We start from the raw sequence: 18,630 nt of genomic DNA on the forward strand, positions 1-18,630 counted from the left end.
AAAGAGGACGTTTCTCACCCGGCGCCTTAAAGCGAACACCAACGATAACAACAAGGTACATATGAATCTATGAAAACCTCGCTCCAGCTAAAACTCGGCCAACAATTGGCAATGACGCCGCAACTTCAGCAAGCGATTCGCCTGCTGCAGTTATCCACCCTGGATCTCCAGCAGGAAATCCAAGAGGCACTGGATGCCAACCCGCTGCTGGAGCTGGATGAGACCGGACATGATTCCCTCAATGGCGACACGGAGCCGAAGGACATGGACGGCAACAGCAAAACGGACGCCTCAGAGAGTGCAGACAGCGACAATGAGCTGGGCGAGCACGATGCGGACGCATATGATACCTCCGATGTCATTGAACAACGGGAAATGCCGGAAGATCTGCCGGTTGATACCACCTGGGACGATGTCTACAGCGCCAGCACCGGCAACACCGGCCTGGCTATGGATGATGACATGCCGGTTTACCAGGGCGAAACCACCGAAAGCCTGCAGGACTACCTGATGTGGCAGGTTCAGCTGACGCCATTTAGCGAAACGGACCGGACTATCGCCACCGCGATCATTGATGCCATTGACGAGAAAGGCTACCTGACCTGCTCTACCGAAGAAATTCTGGAAAGTCTGGGCGACGAAGAAGTCGAGCTGGACGAGGTCGAAGCCGTGCTCAAGCGCATCCAGCAATTTGACCCGCTGGGCGTGGCCTCCCGTAACCTGCAGGAATGCCTGATGCTGCAGCTGGCAACCTTCGATCCGGCCACCCCATGGCTCAAAGAAGCGCGCATGCTGCTGACCGACTATATCGATTTGCTTGCCAACCGCGATTTTCGCCAGTTGATGCGCGACACCAAGCTGAAGGAAGCCGAACTCAAGCAGGTTATGCAACTGATCCACGGGCTAGACCCGCGTCCGGGCAACCGCGTAGTGGCCTCCGAAACCGAATACGTGGTGCCGGATGTCTCGGTCTTCAAAGACAGCGGCAAATGGGTCGTGACCATCAACCCGGACAGTGTCCCGCGCATCCGCGTCAACGAACAATATGCCGCGCTGAGCAAAAGTGCGCGCAATACGGCAGACAGCCAGTTTATCCGTACCCATTTGCAAGACGCCAAGTGGCTGATCAAAAGCCTCGAAAGCCGGAACGAAACGTTATTGAAAGTCGCTCGTTGCATTGTTGAACACCAGCAGGACTTCTTTGAATATGGCGAAGAAGCCATGAAGCCAATGGTGCTCAATGACATTGCATTGGCGGTTGATATGCACGAATCGACAATCTCTCGGGTAACCACCCAAAAGTACATGCATACCCCTCGCGGGATTTTCGAACTGAAATACTTCTTCTCCAGTCACGTCAGTACCGATAACGGTGGCGAATGTTCGTCCACTGCAATTCGCGCTCTGGTGAAAAAGCTGGTCGCGGCCGAAAACCAGGCCAAACCGCTGAGTGACAGTAAAATAGCGACATTATTGGCGGAACAAGGCATCATGGTGGCGAGACGGACTATCGCCAAATACCGTGAGTCACTGGGTATTCCGCCTTCTAATCAGCGAAAACGTCTGCTCTAACAGGCGACAACAGAAGGAAGATGTCTATGCAAATTAATCTAACTGGGCACCATGTTGAAATTACTCCAGCCATGCGTGATTACGTGGAGACGAAGTTCGATAAGCTAGAGCGGTTTTTCGATAAAATTAATAATGTGCATGTGGTCTTGAATGTCGAAAAGCTTCAGCAAATCGCCGAAGCAACGTTGCACATTAACGCGGGGGAAATCCACGCTAAAGCGGATTCGGAAAATATGTATGCCGCTATCGATGCATTAACTGATAAACTGGTGCGTCAACTAAACAAACACAAAGATAAACTCAATAGCCACTGAATCATGCAACTGAGTAACGTATTGAGCCTGGACTGCACTAAAAGTGCAGTCCCTTGCTCCAGCAAGAAACGCGCTCTGGAAATCATCAGTGAAATCGCTGCCCGTCATCTGGATCAGAACCCGCAACCACTTTTTGAGTGTATGCTAAACCGGGAAAAAATGGGCAGTACCGGGATAGGTAACGGAATCGCCATCCCTCACGGTCGAATCAGCAATAGCGATCAAGCCATCGCTGTCCTGATCCAATGCCAGGACGCCATCCAATTTGATGCCATCGACAATCAGCCGGTCGATTTGCTATTTGCCCTGTTGGTCCCTGATGCCCAGTGTAAAGAGCACCTCAAAACCCTTTCCTGTATTGCAGAAAAACTGAGCGACAAGCAGATTTGTAAGCAGCTTCGTACCGCAAAAAGCGACGAAGAGCTTTATCAAATCCTTACCCGTGATTCATAATGAGGATCACACTCACCCAGACTGTTAAGGAATGCCAGCCATGATGCTAATGGTCGTCAGTGGCCGCTCGGGCTCAGGTAAATCCATCGCCCTTCGGGTACTGGAAGATCTCGGGTACTACTGTGTCGATAACCTGCCGGTCAGCCTGTTGCCGCAATTTGTGGAAACGCTGGAAGGCCGTCAGCAGAATGTCGCGGTCAGTATCGATGTCCGTAACCTGCCCGCCGAGCCGGAAGATATCCGCAATACCCTCGACTCGCTGAGTGAAGATGTCGACGTCAATGTCATCTTTCTGGATGCGGACGATAAGGCGCTGGTCAAACGGTACAGCGAGACCCGCCGCCTGCATCCGCTTTCGCGCGATAACATGAGTCTGGAACAAGCGATTCAGTCAGAAAGCGCTCTGCTGACCCCCATCAAAGAACGGGCCGACCTGGTGATAGATACCACCAGCAAGTCCATTCATGACCTGAGTGAAACGGTACGCTCCCGGGTGCTGGGTCGCGATGCCCGCGAGCTCATCATGGTGTTCGAGTCGTTTGGCTTCAAGCACGGCCTGCCGACCGATGCCGACTTCGTCTTCGACGTTCGTTTTCTGCCAAATCCTCACTGGATTCCGGAGCTGAAACCACTGACCGGTCTGGATCAGGGCGTCAAGGAATACCTTGCCAGTCATCCCGAAGTGAATCAGCTGATCAACCAGATCCGCAATTTCATTGAAACCTGGCTGCCAATGCTGGAAAAGAATAACCGCAGCTACCTCACCGTGGCCATCGGCTGTACCGGCGGTCAGCACCGCTCAGTCTATGTGGCGCAGAAACTGGCCGAGCATTTCCGCTACGAAGGCCATCAGGTGCAGGTTCGCCACCGAACACTGGAAAGTAAGTCATGAGCTTACTGTCACGGGAACTCTTTATCAAAAACCGCCTGGGCCTTCATGCCCGGGCGGCCATCAAACTGGTTGAGCTGGCTCAGAGCTTTGAATCCGTAATTACCATCAGCAATGGCGAGAAAGACGCCACGGCCGACAGTGTCATGGGGTTACTGATGTTGGAATCGGCTCAGGGACAAAGAGTGCAGGTCAGCGCTGAAGGAGCCGATGCCGAGCAGGCATTAACGGCGGTCAGCGAACTGATTGAGTCCGGATTTGACGAAGAAAGCTGACCTTGTGCTGATTTATCAGATCTGATGAGACAACGGCCCATCTATTGCGTTAAAATTCAACTTATTGCATCGTGTTATACCTCACAGTAATACATACGTACGACTAGCGACGGTATTTCGCATCTGAGTCATTAGAGGTATCGCAAGTAATGGCCGATGTCATAGAACAAGACAACACGCACCAAACTCTTCAGGAAGTCAATCAGGCCCTCGAAAACGGCATGTTTGTCCATGTCCGCCGTCTGCTGCAGGACATGGAGCCGGAAGACATCGCTCACCTGCTGGAAGCCTCTCCCCCCAAAGAACGTCAGGTCCTCTGGCAACTGACCGACCCGGAAGATCAAGGGGAAATCCTCGACGAGCTGTCTGAGGACGTCAAAGACGGGATCGTCGCCCAGATGGCACCAGATAAACTGGCCGCCGTGACAGAGGGCATGGAGAGCGATGACGTCGCCTACGTCCTGCGTAGCCTACCTGATGACAAATACCAAAAAGTACTGGCCCAGATGGACGCGATGGATCGTCATCGGGTCGAGAAAGCCCTGGCTTATCCGGAAGAAACCGCCGGCGGCATGATGAGTACCGACTTCATCACCATCCGCGGCGATGTCACGGCTGACGTGGTACTGCGTTACCTGCGCATGAAAGGTGAGCTGCCGGAAGCTACCGACGCCCTGTACGTTGTTGACCAGGATGACAAACTGATTGGTCACTTGTCGCTTGCCACCCTGATCACCACACAGCCGGATATCGAAATCCACGATGTGATGGACGATGCCGACGAAGCGATCCCGGTCGATATGGACGATGGCGAAGTCGCGAACCTGTTTGAGCGCCGTAACTGGCTGTCAGCGCCTGTTGTGGATAGCAATAATCAGCTGGTCGGGCGGATTACCATCGATGACGTGGTCGATATCATCCGAGAAGATGCCGAGCACTCGATGATGAGCATGGCCGGTATGGATGATGACGAAGATACCTTTGCCCCGGTCATTAAATCCGCCAAACGCCGCAGCATCTGGCTGGGTGTCAATGTTCTCGCAGCGCTGGCTGCCGCCTCTGTTTCCAACATGTTTGAAGATACCCTTGAACAGATGGCTGCCATTGCGATTTTGATGACCATAGTGCCGTCCATGGGCGGTGTTGCGGGCAATCAGACCGTGGCACTGGTGATCCGTGGTCTGGCCGTAGGGCACATCGGTGACACCAACACCCGCTGGCTGCTCAGTAAAGAAGCCCGGGTTGGCCTGCTGAACGGGATTCTCTGGGCCCTGATCATCGGCGGCGTGGTCGTACTGTGGAAAGGCAACTTATTACTCGGCGCCATTATCGCCAGTGCGATGATGACCAACCTGCTGGTTGCCGGGATTGCCGGCGTGTGTATCCCCATCATGCTAAAGAAGATGAAAATCGACCCGGCACTAGCGGGCGGGATGGCGCTGACGACCATCACCGATATTGTCGGCCTGTCCGTGTTTCTGGGGCTGGCTACGGTTTTTCTGGTGTAATCAAAGCAGTAACCATTTCACGTTCACGCTACCTCTCACCAGAGAAAACAGACACACTCACACACAAAAAAGCGAGAGCCAGGCTCTCGCTTTTTTTTCAGACGCAATCATCAGTGACGTGATTACTCACCGGCAATCTTCATGGTATCCAGCAGAATCGATCCCGTCTGGATCTGGCTGCGGGTTTCTGTATCCGTACCAATCGCCACCATGTTCATCATCATGTCTTTAAGGTTACCGGCGATCGTGATCTCACTGACCGGATACTGGATTTGTCCATTCTCCACCCAGAAACCGGCAGCACCACGGGAATAGTCCCCAGTCACCACATTCACTCCCTGACCCATCAGCTCAGTCACCAGCAGGCCGCGATCCATCTTTTTAAGCAGTGCTTCAAAACTCTCGCCGGTCGAGTTAACCAGCCAGTTGTGGATCCCGCCAGCATGGCCGGTTGGCTGACGTCCCAGTTTACGGGCAGCATAGCTGGTCATCAGGTACGTTTTTAAAATGCCCTGCTCGATGATTTCACGGTCATACGTCGCCAGACCTTCACTGTCGAACGGGGTACTCGCCATACCACGCAGGATATGCGGGCGCTCGCTGATAGACAGCCACTCCGGAAAAATCTGCTCGTCCAGCTTATCCAGCAGGAAAGAAGACTTGCGGTACAGGTTCGAGCCACTGATCGCCATCACCAGATGACCAAACAGCCCCGTCGCAACATCGGCAGCAAACATCACCGGTGCTTCGCGGGTCGACAGCTTACGCGGGTCAACACGCTCAACCGTCCGCTTGGCTGCCAGCTCTCCGACTTTTTCCGGCGTCCACAGGTCACTGACCCGGCGAGATGTGGTATAGCTGTAATCGCGCTCCATATCGCCGTTTTTACCCTGGGCAATCACGCAGCAACTGGTGCTGTGGCGGCTGGAGGCATAGCTTGCCAGCATACCGTGGCTGTTCCCGTAAACCCGGATACCGTAATGGCTGTCGTAACTGGCCCCGTCACTCTGTTTGATGCGAGGGTCAAAATCCAGCGCGGCCTGCTCGGCACGGGCGGCGATTTCCGCGGCATGATCCGGCTCCGGCTCATCCGGGTGGAACAGATCCAAATCAGGAATGTTCTTGGCCATCAGCTCGACCGGCCCCGGACCTGCATACGGGTCTTCCGAGGTATAGCGAGCAATATCCAGTGCAGCAGCCACAGTCTGGGCAATCGCTTTTTCACTCAGATCCGAAGTCGACGCACTGCCCTTACGCTGGCCGCGATACACTGTGATCCCCAGAGCGCCGTCACTGTTGAACTCAACGTTTTCAACTTCACACAAACGGGTCGAGACACTGATCCCGGTCGTCTTATTGATCGCGACTTCTGCCGCGTCAGCCTGCTGGCCAGCCAGCTCCAAAGCCCTGGCAACAGCGGCTTCCAGCTCAACGCGCTGTTGAGCCACCTGTTCTTTCACGTCCATCATTGTTATCGTCTCGATACTGGCTGCCCCGGCCATCACTGCCCGCCGCCAGACGTCTGTCATCATTTTATGGAGAAGCTCCGCCGCCTTTCCCGCCACCAATTTGCCGCCCCAGAACTGCGGTCCGGCAAATCACACCAAGAGAGCCAGTGAAGATTCGTGATAATCGTATTACTCTTAGGATAACACTGGCACGCGCGAATTTGCGCCCCAAATCATGATTAAACTGGTAAAATAAATCCCAAATGAATTGATGATGAGCCTGTTATGAGCCGTAAAAATCAAAAAGCCCCATGGGAAGAGGAAGAAGAAATCATCTGGGTTAGCAAAACCGAGATGAAACGCGACATGGAAGCGCTGCAAAAGCTCGGGGAAGAGCTGGTTGACCTGAAACCAAACGCGCTGGCCAAAATCCCGTTGGATGATGACATGCGTGCTGCTGTGAAAGATGCCCAGCGCTTCAAAAACGAAGCCCGCCGTCGTCAGCTGCAGTTCATCGGTAAAATGATGCGTCAGGTTGACATCGAACCGATCCAGATTGCTCTGGATAAACTGCGTAACAAGCACGCGCAGTCGACTGCCCAGCTACATAAGCTAGAGAACAGACGCGACGATCTGATCGCTCAGGGCGACAGCATGATCAATGAGATCATGGCCGATCACCCGAATGCGGACCGCCAGCGTCTGCGTCAGCTGGTTCGCCAGGCGAAGAAGGAAAAAGAGCAGGAAAAGCCAGCCAAAGCTTACCGCGAAATTTTCCAGTACCTGAAAGAGCTGTACCTTAAAGACTGATCAGGCGCTGCCCGTCCTCCTGACCGGAGCGGGAAGAACCCAAAAAAATGCCAGCATCATGCTGGCATTTTTCTTTCTGTCGCCACCCGGTTTTACTGGGTACCGCCGACAGTCATGGACTCCAGTTTCAGGGTTGGCTGGCCCACGCCAACCGGCACACTCTGTCCGGCTTTGCCGCACACGCCTACCCCGCGGTCAATCTCAAGATCATTCCCCACCATTGACACCTGCTGCATCGCTTCAATGCCGCTGCCAATCAGGGTTGCGCCCTTGATAGGTCGGGTTATTTTACCGTTTTCAATCAGATACGCTTCTGAAGCCGAGAACACAAACTTCCCGGAAGTAATGTCTACCTGGCCACCGCCAAAATTCGGGGCATAAATGCCTTTCTTAACGCTGGCAATGATTTCTTCCGGCGAGTGTTCACCCGGCAGCATGTAAGTGTTCGTCATTCGCGGCATCGGCAGATGCGCATAGGACTCACGACGGCCGTTACCGGTTGGTGCCACACCCATCAGACGGGCATTGAGCTTATCCTGCATGTAGCCTTTGAGCTTGCCGTTTTCCACCAGCACGTTGTACTGACTGGCGACACCTTCATCGTCAATATTCAGGGAGCCACGGCGGTTTTCCAATGTGCCGTCATCCACAATCGTACACAGGCTGGAGGTCACCTGTTGCCCCATCTGACCAGAGAACATGGACGAGCCTTTACGGTTAAAATCACCTTCCAGGCCATGTCCCACCGCCTCATGCAGCAGCACGCCCGGCCAGCCCGCACCCAGTACGACCGGCATGGTGCCAGCCGGTGCCGGATCAGCGTCCACGTTGATCAGCGCCTGGCGAATGGCTTCATCAGCATATTGCAGCGCAATGGATTTGCCGTCCTGTTCGGTCAGAAAATATTCATAGCCAAAGCGGCCACCGCCACCGGCGCTGCCATGCTCACGCTTGCCGTCTTTTTCAATCAGCACGCTGATCGACAGACGTACCAACGGACGAACATCTGCGGCATAAGTACCGTCCAGCGCGGCGACCAGCACCTGCTCGTACACGCCGTTGATACTGACGGACACTTCTTTGACCAGTGGCTCTTTGTGACGAATGTAAGTGTCGATTTCTTTCAGCAGGGCAATTTTCTGGTGTTTATCCAGGCTGTCCAACGGATTAATCGGGGCATAAATGCCGGAGGCTGACATTGGTGAAAACGCCTGCACTTTCCCGTTGCCGCCATTGCGGGTAATGCCACGGGCTGCCTTAGCGCTCTGCTTCAGCGCAATCTCGTCAATCTGGTCAGCATAAGCGAAACCGGTTTTCTCACCCGATACCGCCCGGACACCGACCCCGCGGTCAATGTTAAAGGAGCCGTCCTTGATAATGCTGTCTTCAAGGATCAGGGATTCATGCCAGCATGACTGGAAAAAAATATCGGCATAATCCACATCACGGGTGGCAATCAGCCCCAGTGTGCGGTTGAGATCGTCACGGCTTAGCCCGGACTGGGCCAGCATGGTGTTTTCTACAATTTCCAGCGTCATTTACTCTGCTCTTGTCTTCGTTACCGACCGGCCGTTACCGATCAGTTGTCACGCGGCTGAACACTGAATCTGGCATGTTCAGCCAGCGGCATGTTTGTTCTTACAGTCTGATTCAGGGACAGATCAATTTCTGTCAGCAAGACCCCGGTTCCCTCAGGCTGGCAGGCAACCACTTGCCCCCAGGGATCCACAACCATGGAATGGCCCCAGGTTTCCCGTGACTCATTGTGCTCTCCCCATTGCGCCGGTGCAACTACCCAACACTGGGTCTCAATCGCCCGGGCACGCAGCAACAGTTCCCAGTGGGCCCTGCCTGTCACCTTGGTGAACGCTGCCGGCACGACAATAATGTCGGCCCCCTGCTCACGCAAGGCACTGTAAAGCTGCGGAAACCGGATATCATAACAGATCGACATACCGATGTTACCAAACGGGGTCGCTATCACTTTCACGTCCTGACCGGGACGAAACGTGGCGGATTCACGGTAGCTGTGGTGCGAATCCGCGACTTCCACATCAAACATATGCAGCTTGTCGTAATGGCCGCGAATCTCACCCTGATCATCAAACAGAATTGCGGTGGTGGTAATCGAGCCGTCCGACTGGCGAACCGGCATAGAGCCAATCAGTACCCATAGTCCCAGTCGCTTGGCCAGCGCCGCGACCGTCTCTTGTATCGGGCCTTGCCCGAGTGGCTCTGCATGGCGGTGATAATCCTCACGTGTGCCGAAAACAAGGCAGTTCTCCGGTGTCACCACCAGCTTGGCTCCCTGCAGTTGCAGCCCCTTGAGTTTGCGTTCCAGATGTTTGAGGTTCTGCTCGGGATCCGCTCCCGAGTTCATCTGTACCACGCCAATCTTTGCCATCATTTTCTCCTTCCTGACACCAGAGCCCAACGTTTCCGGCTCTGCCGCTTTTCCATTGCTGATTATTGGTTTTCCTGGCTTTTTACTGCCTCCGGCACTTTATATTCGCCGGTAAAACGAGACTGCTCAGTCACCAGTGGTGCATCAATTGGTCCCTGAACGACATAGTTCACCTGGGTAAAGACATCCAGAACCGGTGAGAGAGCCGTGGATATGGCAAAAACATACAGCGCTGTCTGTGGGGCGACCGCAAAGGCAGTCAGCACCGGAATGCCTGAGGTGAAGTCCGGAATAAACTTCACTTTGGCATCAACGGTCTCTTTGACAAGATTAGCACTTCCTTGAATAAACATATCCCCGGCCAACGCTTCCATTCTGATGTCTGACGTCGTAAACAGGCCATTTTCGATGCGACCGGTACCGCGAATATAGTTAAAGGCCAGCCCGTCATCGAAAATGCCGGAGAAGTCCAATTTCATCTTGCGGATGATGGAATCTAAGCTGAACAGGCCGAGTAACCTACCGGCACCGCCGATATCACTGATCACCCCTTGCCCGGTTTCTGATTTCACTTCCCCGCTCAGGGTCTCCCGGTGCATGGACCACGGCGCGCCCTGCCACTGAATCGAGGCATAGGTGCTGAACTCCGCCCCCTGAATACCGCCGGAGATCCCGAAGCGCCCCATCAGATCCGAACTGTTCTTGCCATCAATATCAAAAGCCAGCTGGGTTTCATTGCGGGCTCCCCGCAAGCTCCAGTGGCCATCCAGATTCAGGGTCGTGGTACCGGAATCAATGGTGAAATTCACCAGCTCCAGCATGTTTTTTCCGCGGCGCAGCTGGCCGGACACTTTGCCCAAACGATACCCCTGCAGCCAGCCATCACGCAGAGTCAAGTCGACTTCCGGAATACTGGCCATCAGACGGCGATCCAGCGCCGTTGCCGTCGGAATCACTGGCTGCGGCTGATAAGGTTGCCGGGGCTTCACTGTCGCTGGCGCGTTTGCGGACGCGGTCAGTAGCTCTCCGGACGAAGGCACTTCGCTCGAAGCAGCATCTTCAGCCAGTATCGGCAGATTCAGGTGGAATTCATCCAGATCCAGCCGGATTGGTTGGCCTGTCGGCCACACGGCCTTCCCTTTCAGCTCTCGGCTGTCGACCGTCACCTGCCACTCATTCATCGCCGCCCCTCTAGCCGACGGTTTCGCTGGCGGTTGACCTGACTGTTTACTTAACGCTTGAGCCGCTTGCTGACGCAGCGCCGTCAGGCTAACCCGGTTCCAGTCCAGCGTGCCGAGCGTAAGCTGTTTAATCTCTGCCGTTACTCGATTTGGCACCGGCAGCTCAGGCATCCCATTGCCAGACGCCGCACTTGCGGTGGCAGTCTTTACAGGCACCTGATTGACCGGCGTAGCGACACTGGCAGTCTGATTGCTGGGTGGTGCCGTGGCCGTGCCGGTGGCGAGGCTTGTAGCAGCAGTGGTTTTCGCAGCAGTGGTTGTCCCAGTTGTGGTTTTCGCAGTAGTTGCGACAGTGGCTGACACAGCCGGTTTTGAGCTGCCCGAAGTGGACGCCGTATCCAGCAGGGCAATCCAGCGGTCAGCATCAAAGTGATCGGCCATCACTGTGACGCCATGTTCGCCATTTTTTAGCGGTGGCATCGGCGCGCGGCCCACCACCAGCTCGCTGGCCGCAATACTCACTTTCTGCGGTTGCAGTTTGATGCGCGCCTGATAAGCGGCGTCTTGCATTTTCAGCGTCCCGGTCAGGCTTTGCTGATTCCCCCGAGCGCTCAGGGTCAGATTTTTCTGAGACGGATTTTTCTGAGACGGGCTTTTCAAGGACGGGTGACCAAGCGGGTACGGAAGCGTACTGGTGATTCGACCCAGCCCGGCGGTCAGGCCCACCTGATAATCAAACCCGGTGTCATGCAAATCGACACCGACTTTTCCGTCCCAGCGGCTGGTGCCGGATACCTGGTCGAGCAACGGATGAGGAACGGCTTTACGCAGCGATGCTATGTCCCAGTCACCGCCAAAATTCACATCAACCCGATATCCTTTGGCTACACTATGGCCGTCAAAGCCCAGCGTCACCGGTTGGCCCAGCATGGTCGCGGTCAGGTTTTTGCCCTGCACGATGTCATTGTCAAACTGAACATCCCCGCTGACCCGCTCGAGCGGAATAGGCGGCGCATCCAGCATGACCTGATTGTCAGCCAGCGATGCCTTACCCCAGGCGCGCACATCACTGCCATCAAAGGGGATATCGAGCTGAAAACTCGACGTTACCGGCCCGCTCACCTGTACCGTGGTCAACGCCGCCCCCACGGAATCCACCAGCGGAGTGGCCAGCATATAATCCCGGACCTGCTCGCCATCAGCCGCCACATCAATGGCCAGCTTCAGGTGTCCCTTGTCACTCAGCTCTGCCGCGCCGCTGACCCGGGAGGCTCTCGCTCCCATGGTGTGGGCCTGGCTGGCATCAAGGTACATCCAGTCATTTTCAAACAGTAAATCCAGCGTCAGATCTGTCAGCTCCGGCCAGGCGGTGTCAAAACTGAATTTGCCGTTGCGCAGCGGAACCTTGGCCTGAAACACCCCGTTATGATCGGCATACGGGAAATCTGCCAGCTCGCCATACCAGAGCAGCTGCGCATCTTTTGCCTGCCCACCCCGGATCGCGGCTGACAGGTAATCGGTCAGGGCATCGCCCAGTGCCAGCGTAGGCAGGTAGCGCCAGGTTTCGCCAGCCCGCTTAGCCGTCGCTTCCCCGTAAAATGACAACCAAGCCGGCGCATTGGCCGGAAAGTCCAACCGGAATTGACCCGCGGCTTCAAGATGCGGGTTCGAAACCTTCAGATGGTCACTCCACAAACGCCAGCCGTCTTTGCCCACTTGCCAATAGGCGGTTACCTCTCCTTGCCCGATGTTCAACGGTGCCTGAAAGACATTCCCGTATGGCAGGTCATCATCTTGCAGTGACAGCACGGCTTTTCCGCCGCCCAAATCCCCGGCCACGTCAGCGTGAAGGTTATGGACACCCGGAAGCAACTCCCACTGGTTCATCGTGTAATCGGTCAGCGAGAAAGAAAAACGGGGGGAATTCTGGGCTGTCGCAGCAATACGCAGGTTTTGCACCAGACCACCGGGTTGCAGCGCAGTGAGCACTTCGGTACCGGCAAAATCCGGCGGCAGAAAGTCCAGGAAAGGCCGCAGCTGGGTGAGTGACAGTTGGTTCAGTGCCAGTTGCCAGCCGTCAGGCTGCCAGATTGCGGCAAGGTCAAAGGCTGGCCATTGCTGCTTATCCGTCTGGAACACAAATTGGTCGGTATCAAGGCGCCAGCCAGCCCGGCCATCAGCCTGAGGATAAGGTTTCAGATCCACCAGTCCTTTGCGCACCCGGAAACGGTGTTTCGTGTCACCTTTTTGCCAGCGCAGGTAGCTGTCGTCCAGTTTTACCCGAGCCTGTTTCAGCTGCCCTTCCTGCAGCGTCAGCCAGGCCTGGGTATTTAAATTACTGCTGAGAATTTTGCCTTCCTGCAACAGCACCTTGTTGAGCCAAGGCGTCATCGACAGGTTGCGGGTCTGCACATACACCTGGCCAGTCAGATCGCGCAGCGAGTGGGCTGCTGACAGGTTAGCCATCACTTGCATCTGGCTGAAATGGGTGTCACGCACGCTGACAATGCCTTCGGCACGGCGCTCTTTGCTGTTCGCCACCCACTTGAGCTCCTGGATAGCCAGCGTCATTCGCTCATCGGCCGGAGACATGATGGTGATGTCAGAATTGCGCAGTGAAAACTGCCCCAGCTGCACGAAGAGAATGTCTTCTAGACGGGAAATGGTGGCCAGTTTGCTGTTGTCGCCCGCAGCGGGCGCAGACAGATTGCCCAGAGCGGTCAGATCTAGGCTCATGCGGTCAATGCGCATGTCACTGAATACCGGGCTCAATGCCATGACCGAGCCCAGCATATCCAGTTGAAGAGAAATGTCGCCCATTTTCACCACGGAATCGGGCTCATCAGGTAAGTTAACACTAACCTTCTGCAACACCAGCGACGGTGCTAGGCTCCGCCATTGCCCTTCAACGTGGTCAAACTCGATCCGCATGCCGGCCTGGGCTGACACCCATTGCCGAATGGGCTCGCGATACTCATTCAAATGAGGCAGCACAAAACGCAGGCCACTGATAGCAAAAGCGGCCAGCACCAGTATTACCAGCACCAGCCACATGATACTCCGCGCCAGGCGAACAGAAAGCGGGATCACTCAAACGCCTCGTTTACATCATGACGACGTCAAATTGCTCTTGGACATACAGTGGTTCCGCCTTGATCTTCACCTGCTTGCCAATGAACACTTCCAGCTCAGCCAGTGCGTGATATTCATCCCCCGCCAGCGCTTCGGCGACCGCCGGAGACACATACACCACAAAGCGATCGGCGTCGTAGGCACGGTTGACCCGGGTGATTTCACGCAGGATCTCGTAACACACGCTTTCGACCGTTTTCACCGTGCCGCGTCCTTCGCAGGTCGGGCAGGTATCGCACAGCACATGCTCGATACTCTCACGGGTCCGCTTACGGGTCATTTCCACCAGCCCCAACTGCGTGAAGCCGTTGATATTGGTTTTCACCCGGTCATAGGACAACGCCTGCTCCAACGCCACCAGGACTCGGCGGCGATGGTCTTCCAGCGCCATATCGATAAAGTCGATGATAATAATTCCGCCCAGGTTGCGCAGGCGCAGCTGACGGGCAATCGCTTTGGTCGCTTCAATGTTGGTATTGAAAATGGTCTCTTCCAGATTACGACGCCCTACAAACGCACCGGTATTGATATCGATGGTAGTCATGGCTTCGGTCTGGTCGATAATCAGGTAGCCGCCTGATTTCAGCTCTACCTTGCGGTCCAGCGAGCGCTGAATCTCGTTTTCAGTGTCATACAGATCGAAAATCGGCTGCTCACCGGCATAGTATTCCAGCTTGTCGCTCAGCTCAGGCACGAACTCGTCAGTAAACTCCTTCAGCTTTTCATAGCCAAGGCGGGAATCCACCAGAATCGAGTCCAGCTCCGTGCCGACAAAGTCACGCAGGATACGCTGAGCCAGTCCCAGCTCACCGTAGAGCATAGATTTTGGCTTGTACTTGGCCCGGCGTTCCAGCACTTTGCGCCACAGATGCTTAAGGAAGGCCGCATCCTGAGCCATCTCTTCATTGGTGGCCCCTTCGGCGGCGGTACGGATGATAAAACCGCCCAGCTCATCACAATATTCGCTGACAATCGACTTCAGGCGCTCGCGCTCATCTTCACTTTCGATACGCTGCGAGACACCAACGTGGCTGGCCCCCGGCATAAACACCAGGTAACGGGAAGGCAAGGTGACATCGGTGGTCAGGCGGGCGCCTTTGGTGCCCAGCGGATCTTTCACCACCTGCACCACCAGATCCTGGCCCTGACGGACCAGTTCAGAAATATCACGCACCTGAAACTGCTGCTTTTCGTTTTCCGCGACACACTCAGTATGCGGCACAATGTCGGAGGCATGCAGGAACGCGGCTTTATCCAGCCCGATATCCACAAAAGCCGCCTGCATCCCGGGCAGAACCCGGCTGACCCGGCCTTTATAAATATTACCGACAATTCCGCGCTTGGATTCACGCTCGATATGGACTTCCTGCAGGACGCCCGCCTCAATCATTGCCACGCGGGTTTCGCTGGGCGTGACGTTAATCAGCAGCTCTGTGCTCATGGTTGCCTCTACAATGCTAAGCTTAAAAACTCTTGAACCATGATGTCGGTTTCCATCAAGGGTAACCCCACCACAGCGTAATAACTGCCATCGATGCGTTCGACAAATTTGCCGCCAATTCCCTGAATGCCATAACTTCCTGCTTTATCCTGTGGCTCACCGCTGGCCCAATAGGCCTCTATTTCCTGCTCCGACAATGGCTTGAACCAGACGTCCGTCACCACCAGACGGGTTTGCTGACGCAGCGCGGTTGCCAGTGTCACCGCAGTCATGACCTGATGCTTGCGGCCTGACAACAGTGCCAACATCCGCTTTGCGTCGTCAATATCACGCGGCTTTTCCAGAATGGTGTCATCCACCACCACAATCGTATCCGCCCCCAGTACCGGCAAAGGTTGGGCGGCTTCTGCAACGCCAGCCATCGCCTTGTCCAGCGACAAACGGCAGACATACTCAGCGGGTGATTCCCCAGATTGGTGCTGCTCTTCCACATCAACAATCACACGCTCAAAGCGGTAGCCCAGTTGAGTGAGAAGTTCCTGACGGCGAGGTGAGCCGGAAGCTAAATACAGTTGCGGTGTCGACATGTTAGCAATCTTTTTTGATTTTTCGGTCTTTCGTTTCGGTCTATGGTTTAGTCAGATAAATCAATGCGATCTGTTCAGGCAGGCTCGATGGATATGGTTACACACTAGCACTGAACAGATCGTAATGGGAAACTAAATCAACGAATTGAGAGCTTACGACGCATGCGTCGCAGCAATAAGAACAGCCATGGCCACAGCAGGAAGTTCAGCAACACAGACCAAAGCCGGTCCGGTTCAAACGCCACTACAGAGACCAGATATTCGGCCCAGAATTCCACCAGTTTCCCGCCCAGCGTCAGCAGCGCCACCACCATCGCCTGTTGCCAGAGCGACAGGTTACGCAGAACCTGAAAATTCAGCGCGACGATATAGCACAGCACGGCCATCATCAGGCCACGAACCCCGAGCGTGGAGCCCAGCATCAGGTCCCATAGCAAGCCCAGCACCAGTGCAGTGCCGACGTTGACCCGGTGCGGCAACGCCAGTACCCAGTAAAAGGTAATCAGGATCACCCAGGACGGACGAAACGGCTCCAGCTCCCCCGGCCACGGTGCAGCCTGCAAGATCAGGGCAACAATAAAAGACAGCCATATCCACAGCCGGCCATTGGCTCTACTGTTTACCAATGTCGAATTCTCCTTCAGTCAAGGTTTCGCGCGGCGTCGGCCAGACCAGCAGTAAGTAGCGCAGGCGATCAAACTGCACCGTCGGGCGGGCTTTGATCTGCGCAAACGGCCGTTTGTTGTCGAATGAGAATTCCGTGACACGGCCAACCGGATACCCTTCCGGATAGCGACCGCCCAGCCCGGAGCTGACCAGCAGATCCCCGACCTCGATGTCGGTGCTGCTCGGCACATGTTCCAACTGGATTTGATCGATTTGGCCACTGCCGGAGGCAATAACCCGAATGTCGTTGCGCACCACCTGAACCGGAATGGCGTGAGTGGGGTCAATCAGCAGCAGCACCCGGCTATTATGGGCACCTACGTATGCAACCTGACCGACGATCCCTTTTTCGTTGATCACCGGCTGGCCTTCATATACACCGTCCACCCGGCCTTTATCAATCATCACCTGATGACTGTAAGGGTCCGAGTCAACCGCCATCACTTCGGCAATCAGCTTCTTTTCATCACGAACAAACGGCGAGCCAAGCAACTCCCGCAAACGCTGGTTTTCTTGCTTCAGTTGCTCGAGCAGCAGTACATCACTTTGCTGAACCAGCAGATCCCGCTGTAACGCTTTGTTTTCTGCCAGCAAACGCTGATGAGAGCTCAGTTGGCCTGACAGCCCACCCAACAGCTCTCTGGGCAGATTGGCCGCGTATTGCAGCGGTGCAATCGCAGAGTTAAGCAAATAGCGGACATTGGCAAAAGCATCAAGACGACTGTCGGCCAGCATTAAGCCAACCGACAGTAAAATGGCAAGAAACAGGCGCAGTTGCAGGGAAGGCCCCCTGCCAAAGATAGGTTTCATGTAACGCTATAACCTGTTTGTTGACATGCCCGAACGGGCATTAATCTTCGCTGAAGAGATCGCCACCGTGCATGTCGATCATTTCAAGAGCCTTACCGCCCCCACGGGCAACACATGTTAACGGCTCATCGGCAACCACAACAGGAATACCGGTTTCTTCAGTCAGCAGACGGTCAAGGTCACGCAGCAGCGCACCACCACCAGTCAGTACCATACCGCGCTCAGAAATGTCTGAAGCCAGTTCCGGCGGACATTGCTCAAGGGCAACCATCACCGCAGAAACGATACCTGTAAGAGGCTCTTGCAGGGCTTCCAGAATTTCATTCGAGTTCAGCGTAAAGCTGCGAGGTACACCTTCAGCCAGGTTACGACCGCGCACTTCAATTTCACGCACTTCATCACCCGGGTACGCCGAGCCGATTTCGTGTTTGATACGCTCAGCCGTTGCTTCACCAATCAGGCTACCGTAGTTACGGCGCACATAATTGATAATGGCTTCATCGAAACGGTCACCACCGATGCGGACAGACGATGAGTAAACCACACCGTTCAGCGAGATAACGGCCACTTCTGTAGTACCGCCACCGATATCGATCACCATCGAACCGGTTGCTTCAGATACAGGCATACCCGCACCGATTGCCGCCGCCATTGGCTCGTCAATCAGGTACACTTCACGAGCACCGGCACCTTGCGCCGATTCACGGATAGCACGACGCTCCACCTGAGTAGAACCGCAAGGAACAGCAACAAGAACTCGTGGGCTTGGACGTAACAGACTGTTGTCGTGAACCTGCTTGATGAAATGCTGCAGCATTTTCTCAGTGACGTAGAAATCTGCGATAACCCCGTCTTTCATTGGACGGATTGCCGCGATATTTCCCGGAGTCCTGCCCAGCATCTGCTTGGCTTCATGACCGACAGCGGCCACACTTTTAGTTGCTCCGGCACGATCCTGACGGATCGCAACCACTGATGGTTCATCAAGAACGATGCCCTGGCCTTTAACATAAATCAGGGTATTGGCGGTACCCAAGTCAATGGACAGGTCATTAGAAAACATGCCACGAAGTTTTTTAAACATAGTCTCCGGCTAATCCTGCAAGCTCACAAATTCGTTAAATTGCGCTAAATGTATCA

16 protein-coding genes are annotated in these 18,630 nt (G+C 54.9%); 7 read left to right on the top strand and 9 right to left on the bottom strand.

What is annotated here, in order from left to right; translation table 11 throughout:
• Positions 1-69 precede the first annotated feature (69 nt).
• From PGW97_RS14615 to mgtE, 6 genes are all read left to right on the top strand, one after another.
• Entirely contained in the window at positions 70-1,572 is a 1,503-nt protein-coding gene (locus tag PGW97_RS14615; RefSeq protein WP_217391867.1) for an RNA polymerase factor sigma-54, read from the top strand.
• Between the two features lie 26 nt (positions 1,573-1,598).
• Entirely contained in the window at positions 1,599-1,886 is a 288-nt protein-coding gene (gene hpf / locus PGW97_RS14620) for a ribosome hibernation promoting factor (RefSeq protein WP_047886993.1), read from the top strand.
• A 3-nt stretch (positions 1,887-1,889) separates the two neighbouring features.
• The gene (ptsN, locus tag PGW97_RS14625; protein ID WP_047886994.1) at positions 1,890-2,339 is read left to right on the top strand and encodes a PTS IIA-like nitrogen regulatory protein PtsN; all 450 of its coding nucleotides are present in this window, start codon (positions 1,890-1,892) and stop codon (positions 2,337-2,339) included.
• A 40-nt stretch (positions 2,340-2,379) separates the two neighbouring features.
• Positions 2,380-3,231: an RNase adapter RapZ gene (gene rapZ, locus PGW97_RS14630; RefSeq protein WP_217391866.1), complete on the top strand. Its 852-nt coding sequence runs from the start codon at positions 2,380-2,382 to the stop codon at positions 3,229-3,231.
• Positions 3,228-3,503 (top strand): HPr family phosphocarrier protein, encoded by a 276-nt coding sequence (locus tag PGW97_RS14635; protein ID WP_047886996.1) that lies wholly within the window; start codon positions 3,228-3,230, stop codon positions 3,501-3,503. The genes rapZ and PGW97_RS14635 overlap by 4 nt, the downstream gene beginning before the upstream one ends.
• Before the next feature lie 149 nt (positions 3,504-3,652).
• Complete coding sequence (mgtE, locus tag PGW97_RS14640) at positions 3,653-5,011, top strand: magnesium transporter (protein ID WP_047886997.1); 1,359 nt, start codon at positions 3,653-3,655, stop codon at positions 5,009-5,011.
• A gap of 122 nt (positions 5,012-5,133) precedes the next feature.
• On the opposite strand, the gene pmbA is transcribed toward mgtE, so the two are convergent.
• A complete protein-coding gene (gene pmbA, locus PGW97_RS14645; protein ID WP_207103671.1) occupies positions 5,134-6,477 on the bottom strand; it encodes a metalloprotease PmbA in 1,344 nt (447 codons plus the stop codon).
• A 267-nt stretch (positions 6,478-6,744) separates the two neighbouring features.
• Between pmbA and yjgA the strand changes: the two genes are divergently transcribed.
• Positions 6,745-7,269 carry a ribosome biogenesis factor YjgA gene (gene yjgA, locus PGW97_RS14650; protein WP_047886998.1) on the top strand — a complete coding sequence of 175 codons (525 nt, stop codon included), beginning with the start codon at positions 6,745-6,747 and terminating at the stop codon, positions 7,267-7,269.
• Positions 7,270-7,361: 92 nt separating this feature from the next.
• On the opposite strand, the gene tldD is transcribed toward yjgA, so the two are convergent.
• The 8 genes from tldD to PGW97_RS14690 all read right to left on the bottom strand — a co-directional run bounded on the left by tldD (position 7,362) and on the right by PGW97_RS14690 (position 18,574).
• On the bottom strand, positions 7,362-8,807 hold the full coding sequence (gene tldD, locus PGW97_RS14655; protein ID WP_047886999.1) for a metalloprotease TldD: 1,446 nt from the start codon (positions 8,805-8,807) through the stop codon (positions 7,362-7,364).
• A gap of 41 nt (positions 8,808-8,848) precedes the next feature.
• Positions 8,849-9,673: a carbon-nitrogen hydrolase family protein gene (locus PGW97_RS14660; protein ID WP_273857565.1), complete on the bottom strand. Its 825-nt coding sequence runs from the start codon at positions 9,671-9,673 to the stop codon at positions 8,849-8,851.
• Between the two features lie 62 nt (positions 9,674-9,735).
• Positions 9,736-13,944 carry a YhdP family protein gene (locus tag PGW97_RS14665; RefSeq protein ID WP_273857566.1) on the bottom strand — a complete coding sequence of 1,403 codons (4,209 nt, stop codon included), beginning with the start codon at positions 13,942-13,944 and terminating at the stop codon, positions 9,736-9,738.
• Between the two features lie 13 nt (positions 13,945-13,957).
• Positions 13,958-15,427 (bottom strand): ribonuclease G, encoded by a 1,470-nt coding sequence (gene rng / locus PGW97_RS14670; protein ID WP_047887002.1) that lies wholly within the window; start codon positions 15,425-15,427, stop codon positions 13,958-13,960.
• An 8-nt stretch (positions 15,428-15,435) separates the two neighbouring features.
• Entirely contained in the window at positions 15,436-16,014 is a 579-nt protein-coding gene (locus PGW97_RS14675) for a Maf family protein (RefSeq protein ID WP_273857567.1), read from the bottom strand.
• A gap of 137 nt (positions 16,015-16,151) precedes the next feature.
• Entirely contained in the window at positions 16,152-16,640 is a 489-nt protein-coding gene (mreD, locus tag PGW97_RS14680; protein ID WP_047887004.1) for a rod shape-determining protein MreD, read from the bottom strand.
• Positions 16,627-17,490, bottom strand: a complete 864-nt coding sequence (gene mreC, locus PGW97_RS14685) for a rod shape-determining protein MreC (protein WP_047887005.1) — start codon at positions 17,488-17,490, stop codon at positions 16,627-16,629. Before mreC ends, mreD begins: the two co-directional genes overlap by 14 nt.
• A 40-nt stretch (positions 17,491-17,530) precedes the next feature.
• Positions 17,531-18,574, bottom strand: a complete 1,044-nt coding sequence (locus PGW97_RS14690; RefSeq protein ID WP_047887006.1) for a rod shape-determining protein — start codon at positions 18,572-18,574, stop codon at positions 17,531-17,533.
• Positions 18,575-18,630: the final 56 nt, after the last annotated feature.

The organism is Photobacterium sp. GSS17 (assembly GCF_028621875.1).
In the GTDB taxonomy this organism is placed as follows: Bacteria; Pseudomonadota; Gammaproteobacteria; order Enterobacterales; family Vibrionaceae; genus Photobacterium; species Photobacterium ganghwense.